This is a genomic window from Sporanaerobacter sp. (assembly GCF_047830725.1).
Lineage (GTDB): Bacteria > Bacillota > Clostridia > Tissierellales > Sporanaerobacteraceae > Sporanaerobacter.
The window spans coordinates 2,109,664-2,130,705 of record NZ_CP181252.1; the positions used below are offsets into that span (position 1 = coordinate 2,109,664).

Consider the following 21,042-nt stretch of genomic DNA (forward strand, 5'->3'; position numbering starts at 1 on the left):
AACACTCCTCTTCTAAGAATTAAAATTTTCTTTATCTACTAGTACTTTTCTAGGTTTGCTTCCTTCATATCCTCCTACTATTCCCCTATCCTCCATTTCATCAATGAGTCTTGCAGCTCTTGCATATCCTATTTTTAATTTTCTTTGTAGCAATGATATAGAAGCCTGTCCTTCGTTAATAACTAAGTTAATTGCATTTGGAAGCAATTCATCACTTGGCTCATCATTTGTAAAATCCTCATTTTCTATTGTATCTAAAATTTCTTCATCATAGGTTGGAGTATTTTGCTTTTTCAAGAAAGAAACAATTTCTTCAACTTCTTCATCATCAATAAATGCTCCTTGAACTCTTATAGGTTTGGGCATATCTGAAGGATAAAAAAGCATATCACCTTTTCCAAGTAGTTTTTCAGCTCCACTCATATCTAATATAGTTCTTGAATCGACTTGAGAAGTTACGGCAAAAGATATTCTAGATGGTATATTGGCTTTTATAGTTCCAGTGATTATATCTACTGATGGTCTTTGAGTAGCTACAATTAAATACATTCCTGCAGCTCTTGCCATTTGTGCCAATCTACATATATAATCTTCTATTTCTTGAGCAGCTACCATCATCAAATCTGCTAGTTCATCAATTATTATAACAATTTGTGGCAAACTTTCAGCCTTATCATTATCTTGTATTTTGTTGTTATAGCTGTAGATATCTCTTACACTATTTTGAGCAAATAATTTATATCTTCTTGTCATTTCTTCTACAGCCCAATTTAGTGCACTTTTTGCTTTTTTTGCATCTGTAACTACTGGAATCAATAAATGAGGTATATCATTGTAAATACTTAATTCTACAACTTTTGGGTCAATTAAAATGAGCTTTACATCATCTGGATTAGATTTATATAATATACTCATTATGATAGTATTTATGCACACACTTTTGCCTGAGCCTGTGGCACCTGCAATTAAAAGATGAGGCATTTTTTCCATAGTTGTAACTACAGGTTTTCCTGCAACATTTTTTCCTAATGCTAATGGTATCTTTGAATTTATTTCCCTGTATTCTTCTGATAAAAATATTTCTTTTAACCCTACATTTAATTTGGTTTTATTAGGGACTTCAATACCTACCGCTGCTTTTCCGGGAATAGGTGCTTCTATTCGCACATCTGATGTAGCTAAATTTAAAGCTATGTCATCTGACAAATTCACTATTCTACTTACTTTAACACCAGGTGCAGGTTGAAGTTCATAGCAAGTAATAGTAGGCCCTTTGCTTATTTGAACTATATTTGCTGCTATACCAAAATTTTTCATTGTCTCTTCGATTTTCTTTGCATTTACCAATATTTCTTTTTTATCATCTATGTCACTTTTTTCATTTCTATCTTTCAATAGTTCTATTGGTGGAAGTTGATAGTTGTCTATAAATATATTATTTTTATTTATATTTATTTTATCATCTGTGTTGTCAATTTTTGAATTTTCATTTTTCATATCGTTGCTAGAATAATCTAGTATTTTTATAGATTTTTTTTTGTCATCTACCCTCGTATCCTTATTTTTCATTTTTTTTCTTTTGTGATTATTATTTTCAATTTTAACTGAATTAAACTTTGGGGTGAGTTCATTTAGCCTAATTTCAGTTAACAATAGAAAAAAGATAAAGCTAATAATGGATAGTATTATATAAGATCCCAAAGAACCAAATAGTTTAAAGAATACGTATCCTAAAAGTCCCCCAATAATACCTCCACCATATCCTAATTGAGAATATTCAAATACAAGCTTAATTTTACTTTTAAATGAATCGGCTTTAATGTTTTTTATGTCAATAATAGTGATAAAACATATAAAAATAATAATTAAAAAAATCGATTTTTTATCATCTTCTATATTTAATTTATTTAAGATTAAGAGCAGTCCAATTGCTAATATTATCAATGGAAATATATATCCTCCAAATCCCATAAGTAATAAAAGTGCATTTTTCAAAAAACTACCAATTACACCAGTTTTGTTGCTAAATAAACTTAAGAGTAAAAGTATTCCAAAGGATATAATTATAATTCCAACTATTTCTCTATCAACTGATTTTTTCTTTTTTTTGCTTTTCAAAATAATCACCTCTAGAAGTATTTCTACAGATGATACTAAAATCCTCTTTTATTTAGAATATCTGAGAAATTAATAGTATAGTACCTAAAACCCACAAATAATATGAAAAATAGTGTAGTTTTCTATTTTCTAGCAAGTTCATTAGAATTTTCATTGCCAAAACTCCTACAATAGCTGAAATTGCAACTCCCAAAACCAAAGGAGCTGTAAATTGAGTTTCTCCGCCTGAGGCTACAGCATCTCTTATTCCTAGTATTGCTGCTCCAAAGGTAGCTGGCAATGCAAGTAAAAATGAAAATTCAGTAGCTAATTTTCTGTTTAATCCTCTAAACAATCCACCTGCTATAGTTGAACCTGATCTAGATATCCCTGGTGTAATAGCAATACCTTGAAAAACACCTATAATTATTGCATCTAAATAAGATACATTTTTTATTCTCTTATTTTCTTTTGCTTTTTTGTCAACAAACCATAATAGAAAACCAGTCATTATAAAGGCAATACTTATTGGAATTAGAGATGAGTATAGTTTTTCAAAGATATCGCCAAACAATATTCCTATTATAGCAGTAGGTATGCTTCCTACAATAATTAAAAGAGCTAATTTTTGATAAGAATTAGTGATTTTAAATTTTCTATTTTTTATTCCGTTGCCAAGCATTTTGAAAAACTCAACTATTATTTTAATTATATCGCTAAAATAAACAATAAATATTGAAATTAGAGTACCAAAATGCAGCATTTCAGTAAAAAACAAATTTCCTTCTTTTATTCCAAAGAAATGTTGCAATACTACTAGGTGTCCTGAACTACTAATTGGTAAAAATTCCGTTATTCCTTGAAAAATTCCTAAAATAATAGCTTGAAAAAAAGTCAAAAAAATCTCCCCCTTTAGTGAAAATATGTACTCCTGATATTATAGCATAATTTTTTTGCTTATACTATTCTTTATCATTATTAATCAAACTTCGAAGTTTATATAGTGCATCGCTAAATCCGCCAACTTCATCAATTAATCCGTAATCTACAGCTTCTTGTCCAATGAGTATTGTTCCCACATCATTAGCTATTTCATCTGTAGCATACATCAATCTCATTAAAGTATCTCTATCTATATTAGATGTTCTAATAATGTAATCTATGATTCTTTGTTGCATTTTTTCAAAATATCTAAAAGTTTGGGGACCTCCTATAACCAATCCAGTAGTACGAATAGGATGTATTGTCATAGATGCTGATGGAACTATAAAAGAATAATCTGTAGATGTTGCTAGAGGAACCCCTACGCTGTGTCCCCCTCCTAGAACTAAAGATACTTTAGGTTTATCAATGCTACTTATCATTTCTGCAAGTGCAAGGCCTGCTTCAACATCTCCACCAATTGTATTTAAAATAATGAACACACCCTTAATTTTGGGATCTTCCATAGATGCAATAAGTAAAGGTATTAAATGTTCATATTTAGTAGCTTTTTTCTGAGGTGGAGCCATAATATGGCCTTCAATTTCCCCTATTATAGTTAGGTATTGTATATCATTTAGAAACTCCGGTATATCCATAGTTCCAATGTTTTTTAGTTCATCTAAATTTTTGTCATCTTTTTTTTCATCCTCATTATTTTCTCCTCGATAATTTAAACCATATCTTTTCATGAAATATATCCTCCATTTTGATATTTAAATATGCTCTTTTTTAGTTTTTACTTTTTATATAATAATATGCTAAATATAATAGACCAAATCATAAGAAAAGATTTGGTCTATTCATATAATTTAAATTCATCATGGAGAGCTTTTATTGCTTTATCTGTATTTTTTTCATCAATTAAACACCAAATAGTATTATGCGAGTCAGCAGATTGTAAAATTCGTATTCCTTCTTTTGATAAAGTTTTTGCAATTCTAGCCATAACTCCTGGCATTCCATGCATTTTATAGCCTGTAGCACTTATTTTACAACAGTTATCAATTATCTTATATTTATAACTACCTTTTTCTAATATATTTTTTAGAATGGTTAAATCTTCCTTATCAATAGTGAATATTTTTTTGTCAATAAAAAAATTTATTAAATCAATACTTATGTTGTTCTTTGTTATTTCTTCCATTAAAGTTTCTGTATTATCATTTTCACTGTCAAAATCAATAATGACTTGTACCCTTCCTTTTTTGTAAGTTATTGCTGTTAGAATTTTTTGATTTTCTATCTCTTTTACATCTTTAGATGATATTGTTTGGGCACTTTTTATTGTAGTCCCTTCACTTTTGCTAAAGGTATTTTTAATTTTTATAGGTATATTACACTTTTGAGCAATTTCTACAGCTTTAGGATGTATGACTTTTGCTCCATCTTCTGCTAATTGATAAACTTCAGAGTAACACATATTATCTAACAATTTTGCATTCGGTACAATACTTGGATCTGCAGTCATTATTCCATCAACATCAGTATATATTTCTACATATTGACTTTTTAAAGCTTTTCCTAATGCAACAGCGGTGATGTCACTTCCGCCTCTTCCTAAAGTAGTAATATCACCTTGTTTGTTAGCGCCTTGAAATCCAGCTACTATAACAATGTAATTTTTTTCTAAGCTATTAATTATATTTGTAGGATCTATATCTATTATGTCTGCACATCCAAAATTGTCATTGGTTTTTATGCCGGCCTGATATCCAGTGTATACGATAGATTTATAACCTTTTTCATTTAGTAAATTTGACAATACAACTGCAGAGATAATTTCGCCACAAGATAAAAGAAGATCTAATTCTCTAGGCGATATAGTAGATTTGTTTATCAATTCAATTAATGAATCTGTAGAATAAGGGCTTTCTTTTCTTCCCATAGCTGAAACTACTACAACCACTTTAAAATCTGAATTTTTTTTGTCAAGTATTTTTTCTATTACCATTTCTCTACTGTTTTTTGAGGCAACTGATGTACCTCCAAATTTTTGAACTATTGTCTTCATCGTATTTTATCACCTCTAAAAAGTTATCGTTTAGTTTATAATATGGGTATTTAAAAATATTTGTGATTAAATTTAAATTAATGATTAGTGTTCTTCAAATTCAACTATTATCATATCATTTCCTATTTTTCGTATTGAATTCCAAGGTATTTCTATTTCTTCCTTTTCCCCAAATAATTTGAATTGTACTTTTGGATCAGGAACTAATAGAGAAATGATTTTTCCTGTTTTTTCATCAATTGTAATGTCTGAATCAGCAATTATTCCTAATCTTTCTCCATTGTTTAGATTGACAATTTCTTTGCCACCCAATTCGCTTAGCTTCATATAAATTCCTCCATAATACTTTAATAGAATTTTTTATATATTATATGGGTTAAAATTATTTGTATGATATATCATTTATGATAAAGTCTTATATGACACATTATATTCCTGTATGTCCGAATCCTCCACCTCCTCTCTTAGTATCATTTAATTTATTTACCTCTATTAGAGTAACTTTTTCATATTTTATAAAGACCATTTGAGCTATCCTATCTCCACTATTTATGATAAACTCATCTTGACCTAAATTTATAAGTATGATTTTTATTTCACCTCTGTAGTCGCTATCTATAGTCCCTACACCATTTGCCAAAGTTATGCCATGTTTTAAAGCTAAACCGCTTCTAGCTCTGATTTGTGCTTCATAACCATTAGGTATTGATATATATATACCTGTAGGAATCAAAACTCTTTCCAATGGTTTTAAGGATATAGGCTCACTTATATTAGCATATAAATCTATCCCTGCTGAACCTTCTGTTAAATAATCTGGTAGTGGAAAAGGACTCTTGTTTACTATTTCTAATTTCACATTTATCACCTCAGTAAAAATATCTTTTTACATACTTACTTGTAAATATAAGTATTATTTTATTATATCACTAACTTTTCCAATAGTGTAACCTTCTTTTTTTAGTGATTCTATAATTACAGGCAATGCTTTTACAGTATTTTCAGTTGGATGCATAAGTACTATATCAGAATTATTCGCTTTTGTTAATACTCTATTGATTATTTTTTCCTTCGTGCTATCTTCTCTCCAATCTATGGTGTCAATACTCCACATGATTATATCATAGTTTAATTCCTCAGCAGCTCTAATTGTATTGTCATTATAAGAACCTGAAGGGGGTGCAAAAAATTTACATCCAATCCCCAATATATTATTTATAGACTCATGACATTTTTTAATTTCATTTTTGTTCATTTCATAGTTTAATTTTCCATATTCTTTATGGTGATAGCCGTGATTTCCTATTTCATGTCCATGACTATATATTTCTTTTAATAAATCTTTATTTTCATCTGCCCATCTACCAGTTACAAAAAAAGTTATTTTAATTTCTTCATTCTCAAAGATTTTTAACATTTTCAGTATATATTCGTTTCCCCAATCTACATTACATGTAAAAGCAATTATTTTGTCATTTGTGTTTCCCTGATAAAATATATCCTTTTTAAATGTTTCTTTAGACCTATTTAGATAGGTATTGTACATAATCAGTACTATTATTATTGTTATTAAAATAGTAATAAGAACGTACAAATTCTTTTTTTTGATATACAAAATTTTCATTTTAATCCCTCCCCTTCTAATATATTAGAAAACTGTTCAAAATATTTTAATTTATTTTTATCATTTATGATAAGATCTTTTATGATAATATATGCTAAAAAAAAACATGAACCAGTTTTAGGTTCATGCCTTTATTTTGTTTTATTTTCATCTGTATTTTCTTCTTGAGGTAAGGCATCTTTTCTAGATAAATTTATTCTTCCTTGATTATCAATTTCTATTACTTTTACAAGTATTTCATCACCTATAGATAGTACATCTTCAACTTTATTTATTCTTTCTTTTGCTATATTTGAAATATGAACTAATCCTTCTTTGCCATTTAAGATCTCAACAAATGCACCAAATGGAACGATGCGATTTACTTTTCCTAAATATATTTCTCCAACTTCTACATCTTTTACTATTTTATTTATCATATCCATAGCTTTATTTCCCATTTCAACATCAACAGCCGCTATTGTTACTTTGCCATCTTCATCTATATCAATTTTAACTCCTGTTTCATCAATTATTTTATTTATCATTTTGCCACCAGGACCTATTATATCTCTTATTTTTTCAGTATCTACTTGCATAGTAAATATCCTTGGAGCAAAAGGAGATAATTCTTTTTTAGGCTCAGAAATGACTTCTAGCATTTTATTTAATATAAACAATCTTCCAATTCTTGCTCTTTCCAACGCTTCTTTTAATATTGGTCTATCGATACCTGCAATTTTTATATCCATTTGAATGGCAGTTATCCCTTTTTCTGTCCCAGCTACTTTAAAATCCATATCTCCTAAAAAATCTTCCATACCTTGTATATCTGTTAAAATAACTACTTTGTCTTCAGATTTCATAAGTCCCATTGCTATGCCTGCTACAGGAGCTTTTATTGGTACTCCTGCATCCAATAGTGCTAAAGTACTACCACAAACACTCGCTTGTGAAGTGGAACCATTAGAACTCAATACTTCAGAAACTAATCTTATAGTATATGGAAATTTATCTTCCGAAGGTATAACAGGCTCTAATGCTCTTTCTGCTAATGCGCCATGTCCTATTTCTCTTCTTCCAGGACCTCTTAATACTCTTGTTTCACCTACACTGTATGGTGGAAAATTGTAATGATGCATGTATCTCTTGGATTCATCATCACCTATTCCATCAATTATTTGCACATCGCTAGATGCACCTAATGTAGCAATAGTTAAAACTTGAGTTTGACCTCTTGTAAAAAGGCCTGATCCATGAGTCCTAGGAAGCAATCCTACCTCACAGGTAATTGGACGTATTTCATCAATTTTTCTATTATCTGGCCTTATACCTTCTTCTAATATAAGTCGTCTTACTTCTTCTTTAGTGATATCATATATAACTTCTTCTATGTCTTTTTCACTTTCTGGATACTTTTCTAAAAAGTAATCATATACTTCTTGACGAACTATATCCATGTTTTCGTCTCTTTCCTGTTTATCCTTAGTTTGAATTGCATTAATGATTTTTTCTGTAGCAAATTCTCTTACTTCTTCCTCTATCTGGCTATCTGGCTGAAAAACCTGATATTCTTGTTTTTCCTTACCTATCTCTTTCCCTATTTCTTCAATAAAATCACAAATTCCTTTGATTTGCTCATGAGCAAACATTATTGCTTCTAACATTGTATCTTCAGGTACTTCATCTGCACCTGCTTCTACCATCATAACCGCTTCTTTGGTTCCAGATACAATCAAGTGCAAATTTGATTTATCTCTTTCTTCACTAGTAGGATTTATTATAAATTTCCCATCAACTAATCCTACTGATACTGAGCCTGTAGGCCCAAAAAATGGTATATCAGATATAGTCAGTGCAATTGAAGAACCTATCATAGCAACAATATCAGGAGTACAATCTTGATCAACAGATAAAACTGTTGCAACAACTTGTACATCATTTCTATACCCCTTTGGAAATAAAGGCCTTATAGGTCTATCTATTAATCTTGAAGTTAGTATAGCCTTTTCGCTAGGTTTTCCCTCTCTTTTTATAAAACCACCTGGTATTTTACCAACTGAATAAAGTCTTTCTTCAAAATCAACGCTTAATGGGAAGAAATCAATGCCTTCTCTTGGTTCTTTTGAAGCAGTGGCTGTAACCAATACAACAGTGTCTCCATATCTGACTAGACAGGCTCCACCAGCTTGTTCAGCAACTTTGCCAGTAGTTACTGTTAACTTTCTACTAGCTATTTCATATTCAAAAACTCTTTCCATAATTTGCCTCCTTTTTCTTTGATTTATATCTTTACTCTTATTTATTATAACCTTATTTATTATAATAACACTTTTTAATTTTTAAGTCTAAATAAATCAATAGAGCGGGTATATCCCGCTCTAGTTTATCCTCTTATACCTAGTCTTTGAATAAGATTACGATATCTTTCAATATCAGTCTTTTGTAGATAATTTAGAAGTCCTCTTCTTTGACCAACCATTTTCAATAAACCTCTTCTTGAATGGTGATCTTTTTTATGGGTCTTTAGATGTTCATTCAACGAATTAATCCTATAAGTAAGCATAGCAATTTGAACTTCTGGTGAACCTGTATCACCTTCATGTAATCCATACTCTCTTATTATTTCTTCCTTTTTCTCTTTACTTAGTGCCATATAAACACACCTCCTCATTTTTTTTATTTTCGCCCTTAGCTAAGTATAACGCCGAGGATGCGTTAAACTTTGCTAAAGGTAGTTTGAAACTAGATTTATTCTATCATATATATAATAAATTGTAAACACCATCATTACATTTTTACAGCTTTGATATCATTTTTTACTTGAATCATAAGTTGCTCTTTAGTATTAAACTTTACCTCTTCTCTAATAAAATCTAAATATTTAATACTAATTTTTTCACCATATATATTCTCATTAAAATCTAATATATGAGTTTCAATATGAATTTTACCCTCATCAAATGTGGGATTTGTTCCAACATTCGTCAAACTTAAGTATTCCTTGTTATTCACCACTGTTTTAGTTTTATAAACGCCAAATTTTGGTATCAAATAATTATATTCAATACTTAAATTTGCTGTAGGGAATCCCATACTTTTACCTCTTTTTTCCCCACCAACTACTTTCCCATCCATGGTAAAAGGTCTACCTAATAACTCATTTGCCTCTTTGATTTTTCCCATTTTTAGTAAATTTCTTATTAAGGTACTACTTACTATATTGTTATCGCTATATACAGGACCAATAATTATAACCTCGAATCCATAATTTTTTCCCAATTGTTTTAGAACTTCACTATTTCCTGTAGCTTTATAGCCAAATTTATAATCAAATCCAACAACTACTAATTTTGCATTTAATTTATCTATCAATATTTTTGTTACAAATTCTTCTGGACTCAGTTTCATGATTTTGGCATTAAAATCCATTGAATATATGAGTTCTACGCCTAAAGATTCAAGCAATTTAGTTTTTTGCTCATTTGTTGTAAGTATTTCAGGTTTTTTTGTATTGTTTAAAACAGTCTTTGTATGATTGTTAAAAAGCAAAACAGAACTTTTCAGTTTTTTTATTCTACTTTCTTTTATCATAGTTTCAATTAGTTTTTGATGTCCTATATGCAAACCATCAAAATTTCCTAAGGCAACAGCTGTTTTAGCATGAATTATATTGTTTTTTTCATGTTTGATAATTTCCATTTTTATCACCTTTATAGAAAAACTTTATTCATTTTTAAAAAAAATTTACCATCTTTATCTATAAACTTTCCTATACCTATAAACATATCTCCACAATAAATTCTTAAGTTTTCACCTATAACTAGATTGCCTTTAAAATTCAACCTATTGAGTTCTATCAACATACCATTAGACAATTGTTTAAAGTACTTTCTATCCACAAATATACTTTTTAAATTAGATAATGCATAATCAACAGGTAATAAAATATCTTGAATCTTTCCACTGTTAAATTTGTTTTTTATAGTTTCTAAACTAACAGCATTATCTAATTTAAATGGGTACACACTAGTTCTTATTAAAAAAGACATATATCCATAGGTACCTAAATGTTCACCTATATCATTGCATAATGTTCTAATATATGTGCCTCTTGAACATTCTACACTAAATAAAATTTTTCTATTATCGATTATTTTAAGTATTTCTAAATCATAAATATATACTTTTCTCTTTTCTCTTTCAACTTCAATGCCTTCTCTAGCTAATTCATATAATCTTTTTCCGCTATATTTTAATGCAGAGTACATAGGTGGAATTTGATAAATCTCACCTTTAAAAGAAGCAAATGCCTCTAAAATTTCATTTTTTGCAACTTCTTTTTCTGAATGATTTAATATATTTCCTTCTTCATCTTGAGTATCAGTACTAAAGCCTAGAGTAATTTCAGCAATATAACTTTTATTAGAATATAATAAATATTCACTAACTCTTGTAGCTTTTCCAATACAAATTGGCAATACACCGCTTGCATTAGGATCAAGTGTGCCAGTATGTCCAACTTTTTTGACGTTTAAAATTTTCTTTACCCTTTTTACAACATCATTAGAAGTTAATCCTCTGGGCTTAAATACATTGATAATACCATTCATTTAATCACCTAATATAATTATAAATTTCTTTTAATATTGTTTCTTTTGCATCATAAATATTTTTATTTATAGTGCAACCAGCAGCCCTTTTATGTCCACCACCATTATATTTTGAACATATTTCTGCTACATTGATTTTGCTTTTAGATCTTAAACTTATCTTTATTTCCTCATCTTCTACTTCTTTCAATATACAAGCTATTTCTACTCCTTCTATATCTCTAATATAAGACACTATTCCTTCTGCATCTTCCATATTTGCATTGCATTCTTCTAACATTTTTCTAGAAACAGAAACTACCGCTACTTTCCCTTCATATAACAACTCTAATGTATTGAGAGCTGTTATATGAAGTTTTGTTCTTGAAAGAGATCTGCTTTGATATATATTAACTATTATTTCATTTAAATCAATACCTTTATTTATTAAATCAGCAGCAATTAAATGAGTAATACTGGTAGTACTATCATACATAAAACTACCAGTATCAGTACTTATAGCAACATATATACAAGTAGCAATATCTTTATCAATTTCTACACCCATTTCATTTATAAAACGATAAATTATTTCACCTGTAGCTGCAGCCGATGAAACAACAATATTTATATCACCAAAATTGTCATTAGTAATATGATGATCTATATTAATAATTTTTTTTGCTCTTAAGGCTAGTTCTTTTCCTATTCCCAATCTTTCAATATCTCCATTGTCTAAAGATATAAATAAATCAATAGTTCCTAAAGTATTCTGTTCTTTGATCATATCAATATTAGGTAAGAATAAGAAATCTTTTGGTATTTCATCTACTTTTATTATATTTACATCTTTATTTAACTTTTTAATTGCCATCCCAAGAGCTAATAATGACCCTATATTATCTCCATCTGGCTGTACATGACTACACAAATAAATAGTTTTACTGCTCTTGACTATTTCTATGCTTTTGTCCATAAGTGATTTAATTTCACTATTATTCATCAGTACCCCTTCTTTTTTTCTCATCTTGTTCATTCACTTTTTCTATCAATTTAGAAATATATATACTATGCTCAATCGAATCATCTATATGAAAAATTGGCTCAGGTACATATCTTAAATCTATTCTATCCCCTATTTCTTTTCTAATAAATCCTTTTGAGTTTTCTAGACCTTCTAAAGTACTTTCCTTTTCTATTTCTTCTCCTAAAACACTAACATAAATCTTTGCATATCTCAAATCTCTAGTCACTTCTACATGAGTCACACTTGTCATAGGTGAAATTCTAGGGTCCTTAAGCTCATTTGTTATTACATCCGATACAACTTTTTTAACTTCTTCGGAAATTCTATTGATTCTCTTATTATCCATATTCCAATACACCTCTACCTTTCAACTTCTTTTAAAATATATGCCTCTATTATATCTCCTTCTTTTACATCATTATAATTTTCAAGGCCTAATCCACCTTCATAACCTGATTGTATTTCTTTAACATCATCTTTAAATCTCTTTAACGAAGAAACATTTCCTTCAAATATAACTATATCATTCCTCAATAATCTAACCTTGCAATTTCTGGTTAATTTACCTTGCAAAACATATATACCCGCAATCATGCCTATGTTTGGAACTTTAAACGTAGCTCTTACTTCTGCTCTTCCTATAACTTCTTCAACTATAGTTGGTTCTAGCATACCTTTTATAGCAGATTGTATATCTTCTATAGCCTCATATATTATCCTATAAGTTCTAATATCTACGTTTTCCCTTTTTGCTATGTCCATAGCATTGAGGGTTGGTCTTACATTAAATCCGATAATGATTGCATTTGAAGCTGAAGCTAACATTACATCACTTTCAGTAATTCCACCTACACCACCATGAATAACATTGACTTTAACTTCTTCATTTTCTAATTTAACAAGTGATTGTCTTATGGCCTCAATTGAACCTCTTACATCCGCCTTAATAATAACATTTAAATCTTTCACTTCTCCTGATTGAATTTGATCAAATAAGTCGTCTAATGATACTTTTTGATTTAATTTCAACTGCTCTTCTCTTTTCTTTTGTTTCCTTGTTTCAGCATAAATTCTAGCAGTTTTTTCATCTTCAACAGAATACAAATATTCTCCTGCTTCTGGAACTTCAGACAATCCTAATATCATAACTGGAATTGACGGAGTAGCTTTTTTAACTCTTTTCCCTTTATCATCTAACATAGCACGAACTCTACCATAAGCACTTCCTGATACCACATTATCTCCTACATTTAAGGTTCCTTTTTGAATTAATACAGAAGCTAGCGGTCCTTTACCTTTATCAAGCTGAGCTTCAATTATTATGCCAACAGCTCTTCTATCTGGATTAGCTTTCAACTCTTGCATTTCAGCAACTAACAATATCATTTCTAATAATTCATCAATTCCTTCTCCATTTCGAGCAGAAACAGGAACACATATAGTATCACCACCCCAATCCTCTGGAACCAAGCCTTGTTCTACCAATTCTTGTTTTATTCTATCTGGATTAGCTGTAGGTTTATCCATTTTATTTATAGCTACAATTATTGGTACTCCTGCAGCTTTAGCATGGTTTATAGCTTCTATAGTTTGAGGCATAACTCCATCATCAGCTGCTACTACTAAAATAGCTAAATCGGTAACTTGAGCTCCTCTTGCCCTCATAGCAGTAAAAGCTTCGTGCCCTGGCGTATCTAAGAAAACAATTTTCTTATTTTTTATATTTACAGTTGAAGCACCTATATGCTGAGTAATTCCACCAGCTTCGCTTCTAGTTACCTGAGTCTTTCTTATTGCATCTAGCAATGAAGTCTTACCATGATCTACGTGTCCCATTACTGTAACAACTGGTGGTCTTGGCTTTAAGGATTCTTCAGGATCTTCAAAATCAAGCTCAAATTCATCAACATTTTCAATGGTTTCTGACTCTTTAACTGTAAAGCCAAATTCTTCGCCAATAATACTAGCTGTATCAAAGTCTATCTCCTGATTTTGATTGACCATAACACCCAAAGAAATAAGCTTAGTAATTATTTGGCTTGCTGTTACTGACATTTTATCAGCTAATTCTCTAACTATTATAGTATTCCCTATTTCAATTACCTTTTCATTGCTTTCAGTATCTTTAATAATTTCTTTTGTTTTTAAGCTTTTTTCTTCATCATTTTTTGAGCTATCATCTTTTTTCTTTGTCCTCTTTTTTTCGATAGCTTTTTTATCCTTATTTTCTTCTTCTATGAGCTCCATAATAAGTTCTGCTTCTTCATCTTCAATTGTACTCATATGACTGTTTATTTCTAAATTTAAATCAGATATTTTTTCTATTAATTCTTTACTGGTCATACCTAATTCTTTTGCTAACTCATATACTCTAATTCTAGTCAAACTATACACCCCCAATATAATTTACAGGTGACTTCATAATAAATTATTCTTGTTTATTGCAAGAAATAATTTTAAAAAGTTCATCATATACTTCACTTGGTATCTCGCATTCTAAAGCTTTACCAAGTTTCTTAGTTTTTTTTATTGTATTTAAACAATTTAGATCAGCACAAATATATGCTCCTCTTCCATTTACTTTACCTGTCAGATCTACTTCTATATCACTATCATTTTTTCTTACTATTCTTATTAATTCTTTCTTTGGCTTGTTCTCACCACAAGCAATACATTTTCTTAGAGGTATTTTCTTCTTTTTCATAAAAATCACCCCCATTGTTATCTTCCTTCATTATATTGACTTTCACTTTTTATGTCTATTTTCCAATTAGTTAATTTGGCTGAAAGTCTTGCATTTTGGCCTTCTTTCCCTATAGCTAAAGACAATTGATAATCTGGTACAACTACTAGAGCAGATTTTTCTTTTTCATTTACCTCTACTCTTAGAACTTTTGAAGGGCTTAAACTATTAGCTATAAACTCTTCTATATTTTTACTCCATACAACTATATCTATTTTTTCTCCATTTAATTCATCAACTATAGCTTTCACTCTGCTGCCTTTAAAACCTACACATGCGCCTACTGGATCAACATTTTTATCTTTTGAATATACTGCAATTTTAGTCCTAGAACCTGCTTCTCTAGAAATTGCATAAATATCTACTATTCCCTCTTGTATTTCTGGAACTTCTAATTCAAAAAGTCTTTTGACTAATCCAGGATGAGATCTAGAAAGGACTATTTGAGGCCCTTTAGTAGTTTTCTTGACTTCGACAATATAAACTTTTATTCTATCTCCTTGCTGATATTTTTCACCTTCTATTTGTTCTGATGGTGGCAAAACCCCTTCAGTTTTGCCTAAATCTACATAAATAATGTCCTTACTTATCCTCTGTATTTGACCAGTTACTATTTCATTTTCTCTATTAACAAATTCCTCAAATATTACTTCTCTTTCTGCCTCTTTTATTTTTTGCATAACCACTTGCTTTGCTGTTTGAGCTGCAATTCTACCAAAATCTTTAGGAGTAACTTCTACTTTAACTATATCATCTACTTCATATTTAGTATCAATTTTTTTTGCTTCTTCTAAACTGATTTCTAACAACTCATCTTCTACTTGTTCAACTACATTTTTAGCTGCATAGACTTTTACATCTCCTGTAATCTTATCTATTTCAACCTCTACATTTTGTGATGAACCAAAATTTTTTTTATAACCTGATATAAGTGCTGCTTCCAACGCCTCAAATATTATATCTTTAGAAATTCCCTTATCTTTTTCTATTTCTTCAAGAGCCTCTATAAATTCGGCCTTCATTTTTCTCAAAACCTCCCTTAAAATCTAATCGCTAGATTAATCTTAGCTATATTCTTTCTAGACAATTCAACTTCACTGTTATCATCATCTAATATGACAATACAGTCATTATTAAAAGATAAAAATTTACCTATATATGATTTCTTGCCATTAACGCCTTGATATAATTTTATCTCTATATCCTCTCCTAAGTTTCTATCTAAATCTTTATTTGTCTTTAGAGGCCTATCAAGTCCCGGTGAAGATACTTCTAAATAATAGCTAGAATCTATAGGATCAATCTCATCTAATTTAGCACTTATAATTTCACTTGCCTTTTGGCAATCATCTATTGTTATTCCACCTGGTTTATCAATGAATATCCTCAAATAATTATTGGGTCCTTCCTTTACAAATTCTATATCCACAATCTCAAATCCTAGTTCTTCTATGATAGGAATACTTAATTCCTCAACATTTTTTTCTATATCTCTTTTTTTCATAAAATCACCTCCACCTCTAAACTCTATTTTCTTCTTAAATATTCGTATTTATACCTTCTCATGAAATAAAGTAAAGAGTGGGTCTGCCCACTCTTTATCCTATAGTGCTAAAACTTATCAGTTCTTGTCAAAATCATTATAGCATTTATTGTTGAAAAAATCAAATATTAAATAGGCTAAGTTGATTTGTATCTGGTATATCATCAAGGCAACCATGATTTCTTAACACTTCAACAACGGGCTTACTAACTTTAGTTCTATTCATAAGGTCTTCAACAGAAATAAACTTTCCTTTTTCCCTTTGCTCTACAATGTTTCTAGCAGCAGTTTCACCCATACCTTGCAACGATTTTAAAGGTGGTATAATCCCATTTTCTCCAATAATAAATTTATCACTATCTGATTTATATAAATCTACTTTTTCAAATTTAAATCCTCTACAATACATTTCTAAAACCACTTCTAATACTGTTAAAAGATTTTTTTCTTTAGCAGTTTTATCTGAAGATGCAGACTCTAATTCTGCAATCTTATTTTTTACAGTCTCTTTACCTTTAAGTATGAGTTCAGCATCAAAATCACTTGCCTTAGTTGTAAAATATGTTGCATAGAAAGCTTCAGGATAATGAACTTTAAAATAAGCAATTCTATAAGACATCATTACATAAGCCACAGCATGAGCTTTAGGAAACATGTATTTTATTTTTTTACAAGACCCTATATACCATTCCGGGATACCTTTTTCTCTCATATAATTTTCATCCTCTTCAGGTAATCCCTTGCCCTTTCTGACCTTCTCCATTATTTTGAATGATCTTTTTTTATCAAGATCTTCATGAATGAGAAATAGCATGATATCATCTCTTGTAGAAATTACATTGCTCAATTTTGCAATTCCATTTTTTATTAAATCCTGAGCATTATTTAACCAAACATCGGTACCATGAGAAAGTCCACTTATTCTTACTAATTCTGCAAAAGTTGAAGGCCTAGTATCTATGAGCATTTGTCTTACAAATTTTGTACCAAATTCAGGAATGCCTAATGTACCCACTTCTGAATTTATATCCTCACTAGTAATTCCTAATGGTTCTGTACTAGTAAATAACCTCATCGTTTCAGCATCATCTAATGGAATTCCCTGTGGATCAACACCAGTTATATCTTCAAGCATTCTTATGATAGATGGGACATCATGTCCTAATATGTCAAGTTTCAATATCCTACCACTAATTGAATGATAATCAAAGTGAGTAGTTATGACCCCAGAATTTTTATCATCTGCAGGATATTGAATAGGTGTAAAATCATATATACTTTTATACTTCGGTACTATCATTACACCTCCTGGATGTTGTCCTGAAGTTCTTTTTATGCCTGTAAGCCCTTTAACTAATCTGTTGATTTCTGCTGGATGCACCAATATGTTCTTTTCATCAAAATATTTTTTTATAAATCCGTAAGCTGTTTTTTCTGCTATAGTTCCAATAGTTCCTGCTCTAAATACATATCCCTTTCCAAAGAGCTCTTCAGTATATTTATGTGCTACTGGTTGATATTCTCCAGCAAAGTTTAAATCTATGTCAGGTTCTTTATCTCCTTCAAATCCAAGAAAAACCTCAAAAGGTATATCATGACCATCTTTTCTTAATTTTGTACCACATACAGGACAATTTTTATCAGGTAAATCAATTCCGGAACCTATTGAACCATCCTCTATGAACTCACTATATTTACAATTTGGACATATATAATGAGGGACTAATGGATTTACTTCAGTAATCCCACTCATAGTTGCAACAAAAGAAGAACCTACTGAACCTCTTGATCCTACCAAATATCCATCTTCTAATGATTTCCAAACTAATTTTTGAGCAATTATATATAATACGGCATAACCATTCTTAATAATAGAGTTTAATTCTTTGTCAAGCCTTTCTTTAACAATTGTCGGAAGTGGATCGCCATATATTTCTACTGCTCTATTACTAGTTATTTGTCTCAATTGTTCCTCCGCTCCTTCAATGACAGGAGGAAAAGTACCATCAGGGACAGGAATTATTTCTTCACATAAATTAGCGATATAATTAGTATTATCTATAACTACTTTTCTTGCCTCTTTTTCTCCTAGATAGCTGAATTCTTCTAGCATTTCATCCGTAGTCATGAAATAAAGTGGAGGTTGATTATCTGCATCTTTAAATCCTTGACCATACATAAGTATTCTTCTATAAATTTCATCTTCTGGGTCTAGAAAATGAACATCACCAGTTGCAACAACAGGCTTATTATATTTTTTACCTATAGATAGAATTTTTCTATTGATATCTCTCAATTCTTCTTCGTTTTTTACCATACCATCTGCTATTAAATGTCTATTATTACCTATTGGTTGTATCTCCAAATAATCATAAAAGTTGACAATTTCTCTTATTTCATTGTAATCCCTATTCTTCAATAAAGCTTTGTAAAGTTCACCTGCTTCACAAGCACTTCCAATTATTAATCCTTCTCTGCGCTTAAGAAGAGTTGATTTGGGAATTCTTGGCTTTCGATAAAAATATTTTAAATGAGCATCAGACACTATTTCATAAAGATTTCTCAATCCTGTATAATTCTTAACCAATATTATTACGTGATAAGTTTCTTCTTTATATACATTCTTGTTATTTGCTAATTTTGTATTTATTTCATCTAATTTTTTGATCCCTTTTTCCAATAAAATATTTTTACATTTTAAAAATATTTGGGCAGTAGCCTCTGCATCATCTACGGCCCTATGATGATTTTCCAAACTTATGTTTAAATGTTTTGCCACTATATTTAACTTGTGACTTTTTAGTTCTGGAAATAGACTACGAGTTAATTCCAAAGTATCTAATATTGGATTTTCGATATCCATTCCCAATTTAGATAAGTTCTGTCTTATAAATCCCACATCAAAAGAAGCATTATGTGCCACCAATACAGAATCTCCAATAAAATTGTTAAAATCAGGTAATATATTGTCTATTGTTGGTTTATCCCTAACAAGTTCATCAGTTATCCCAGTCAAATCTACGATTTTTTCAGGTATAGAAACTTCTGGATTGATTAATTGATTATATCTATCTACAATTTCTCCATTTTTTATTTTGACAGCACCAATTTCAGTTATTTTATCATTTATAGGTGAAAATCCTGTAGTTTCTATATCAAATACAACATACTCTGTATCTAAATTTTTACCTTTACAATTTGTAACTATAGACCTTATATCATTTACTAAATATCCTTCTAGTCCATATATTACTTTTAAATCATATTTCTTACTTGCTTCCATCCCTTCAGGAAAACTTTGTACCACTCCATGATCCGTTATAGCTATTGCACTGTGTCCCCACTCTTTAGCTCTTTTGGCCATTCGTGAAAAACTAGTTATTCCATCCATAGCACTCATTTGAGTATGTAAATGAAGTTCTACTCTTTTATCTATAGAATTATCTTTTCTTCCAATTTTTTCTATAGTATTTAAGTTCTTTAATATTATTGAAAGACTTTTAGAATAATTATCATATACTACATCCCCTTCAATTTTTGCAAAAACACCTTCTTTGATATAACATTCAAACTCCTCTTTATCTTTTTTCTTTATAAATGCTTTTACAGTTATGGAATTTGTATAATCCGTTACATTAAACGTAAAAAGAATTTTGCCACCTTTTATTTCCCTTGATTCTATATCAAATAGTTCTCCTTGAACTATAACAGTACCGGTATTTGAATCTATATTACACAACTTAGTCAAATCACCTTCTATATTTTTCCCATAAACATAATTATTTTTTTTAATGAATATTTCCTTGTCATTATTTATGTTACTACTAGTTTCATCTATGGAAATATTTTTAGCTAATTTTTTTTCTTCTTCTATGCTTTTTATTAAAAACTCCTCTATATCAATATTCTGAGCTATAGAATTAATAACAACTACTACATTTATTCCAAACTCTTTTTTTATTTTTTCACTTATCATTCTTTCAATATTGTTTTTCTTTAAAGTGTGAAATATAACTTCACTATCACAATTTAAAATAAAACGATTGTCTTCTATTTCCCATCCTATTTTTCTTATCCATCCACTACTAGATGGAATCTCTTTCTCTATAAAGCAAACTAAATTTGTCCAATATTTATTCATTATAAGATTCAAATCTTTTTCATTGATATCATAAAAAATATTCACTTCAATATCTTCAAATTTAGGTAACTCTGCTTTTAATAATTCTTGAAGTTTAATTAATTCTTCTTCATTAACTAAAGATTTTGAAACTAATTGTAACGATAAACTCCTTGCATTTGAATCCAAAAGTACATCTCTTATATATAAATTTTGTAAATTTTCCAAATCTAAATCAATTTCTTTTTTATTAATCAGATCTACTAACTTCATTTCTTTCGCCATTTGTTAAAATTTGTACCCCCTTTATACTTATTGGGAT

General features: G+C 29.7%; 18 protein-coding genes. All 18 read right to left on the bottom strand.

Going from position 1 to position 21,042, the window contains the following annotated elements; genetic code table 11:
* Positions 1-12: 12 nt before the first annotated feature.
* Complete coding sequence (locus tag ACFWUA_RS10585) at positions 13-2,118, bottom strand: DNA translocase FtsK 4TM domain-containing protein (protein WP_416197986.1); 2,106 nt, start codon at positions 2,116-2,118, stop codon at positions 13-15.
* Positions 2,119-2,170: 52 nt separating this feature from the next.
* The gene (gene uppP / locus ACFWUA_RS10590; RefSeq protein ID WP_416197987.1) at positions 2,171-2,995 is read right to left on the bottom strand and encodes an undecaprenyl-diphosphatase UppP; all 825 of its coding nucleotides are present in this window, start codon (positions 2,993-2,995) and stop codon (positions 2,171-2,173) included.
* Between the two features lie 64 nt (positions 2,996-3,059).
* On the bottom strand, positions 3,060-3,770 hold the full coding sequence (locus ACFWUA_RS10595) for a ClpP family protease (protein ID WP_416197988.1): 711 nt from the start codon (positions 3,768-3,770) through the stop codon (positions 3,060-3,062).
* Positions 3,771-3,877: 107 nt separating this feature from the next.
* On the bottom strand, positions 3,878-5,092 hold the full coding sequence (gene dapG, locus ACFWUA_RS10600; RefSeq protein WP_416197989.1) for an aspartate kinase: 1,215 nt from the start codon (positions 5,090-5,092) through the stop codon (positions 3,878-3,880).
* 84 nt (positions 5,093-5,176) lie between these two features.
* On the bottom strand, positions 5,177-5,419 hold the full coding sequence (locus ACFWUA_RS10605) for a YlmC/YmxH family sporulation protein (RefSeq protein ID WP_416197990.1): 243 nt from the start codon (positions 5,417-5,419) through the stop codon (positions 5,177-5,179).
* A 100-nt stretch (positions 5,420-5,519) separates the two neighbouring features.
* Entirely contained in the window at positions 5,520-5,951 is a 432-nt protein-coding gene (gene dut / locus ACFWUA_RS10610; RefSeq protein WP_416197991.1) for a dUTP diphosphatase, read from the bottom strand.
* A gap of 54 nt (positions 5,952-6,005) precedes the next feature.
* The gene (locus ACFWUA_RS10615; RefSeq protein WP_416197992.1) at positions 6,006-6,716 is read right to left on the bottom strand and encodes a polysaccharide deacetylase family protein; all 711 of its coding nucleotides are present in this window, start codon (positions 6,714-6,716) and stop codon (positions 6,006-6,008) included.
* 131 nt (positions 6,717-6,847) lie between these two features.
* Positions 6,848-8,956, bottom strand: a complete 2,109-nt coding sequence (locus tag ACFWUA_RS10620) for a polyribonucleotide nucleotidyltransferase (RefSeq protein WP_416197993.1) — start codon at positions 8,954-8,956, stop codon at positions 6,848-6,850.
* A gap of 125 nt (positions 8,957-9,081) precedes the next feature.
* Positions 9,082-9,351 carry a 30S ribosomal protein S15 gene (gene rpsO / locus ACFWUA_RS10625; RefSeq protein ID WP_416197994.1) on the bottom strand — a complete coding sequence of 90 codons (270 nt, stop codon included), beginning with the start codon at positions 9,349-9,351 and terminating at the stop codon, positions 9,082-9,084.
* A 134-nt stretch (positions 9,352-9,485) separates the two neighbouring features.
* Complete coding sequence (locus ACFWUA_RS10630) at positions 9,486-10,397, bottom strand: bifunctional riboflavin kinase/FAD synthetase (RefSeq protein WP_416197995.1); 912 nt, start codon at positions 10,395-10,397, stop codon at positions 9,486-9,488.
* Between the two features lie 11 nt (positions 10,398-10,408).
* Positions 10,409-11,308: a tRNA pseudouridine(55) synthase TruB gene (gene truB / locus ACFWUA_RS10635; protein ID WP_416197996.1), complete on the bottom strand. Its 900-nt coding sequence runs from the start codon at positions 11,306-11,308 to the stop codon at positions 10,409-10,411.
* Positions 11,309-11,312: 4 nt separating this feature from the next.
* Positions 11,313-12,290 (bottom strand): DHH family phosphoesterase, encoded by a 978-nt coding sequence (locus ACFWUA_RS10640; RefSeq protein WP_416197997.1) that lies wholly within the window; start codon positions 12,288-12,290, stop codon positions 11,313-11,315.
* Positions 12,283-12,660 carry a 30S ribosome-binding factor RbfA gene (gene rbfA / locus ACFWUA_RS10645; protein ID WP_416197998.1) on the bottom strand — a complete coding sequence of 126 codons (378 nt, stop codon included), beginning with the start codon at positions 12,658-12,660 and terminating at the stop codon, positions 12,283-12,285. The genes ACFWUA_RS10640 and rbfA overlap by 8 nt, the downstream gene beginning before the upstream one ends.
* Before the next feature lie 14 nt (positions 12,661-12,674).
* Positions 12,675-14,657 carry a translation initiation factor IF-2 gene (gene infB / locus ACFWUA_RS10650; protein WP_416199203.1) on the bottom strand — a complete coding sequence of 661 codons (1,983 nt, stop codon included), beginning with the start codon at positions 14,655-14,657 and terminating at the stop codon, positions 12,675-12,677.
* 85 nt (positions 14,658-14,742) lie between these two features.
* Positions 14,743-15,018 carry an RNase P modulator RnpM gene (gene rnpM, locus ACFWUA_RS10655; RefSeq protein WP_416197999.1) on the bottom strand — a complete coding sequence of 92 codons (276 nt, stop codon included), beginning with the start codon at positions 15,016-15,018 and terminating at the stop codon, positions 14,743-14,745.
* A gap of 17 nt (positions 15,019-15,035) precedes the next feature.
* Positions 15,036-16,079 (bottom strand): transcription termination factor NusA, encoded by a 1,044-nt coding sequence (nusA, locus tag ACFWUA_RS10660; protein WP_416198000.1) that lies wholly within the window; start codon positions 16,077-16,079, stop codon positions 15,036-15,038.
* 17 nt (positions 16,080-16,096) lie between these two features.
* Complete coding sequence (gene rimP / locus ACFWUA_RS10665) at positions 16,097-16,561, bottom strand: ribosome maturation factor RimP (protein WP_416198001.1); 465 nt, start codon at positions 16,559-16,561, stop codon at positions 16,097-16,099.
* Positions 16,562-16,721: 160 nt separating this feature from the next.
* Entirely contained in the window at positions 16,722-21,005 is a 4,284-nt protein-coding gene (locus ACFWUA_RS10670; protein WP_416198002.1) for a PolC-type DNA polymerase III, read from the bottom strand.
* Between the last annotated feature and the right edge of the window lie 37 nt (positions 21,006-21,042).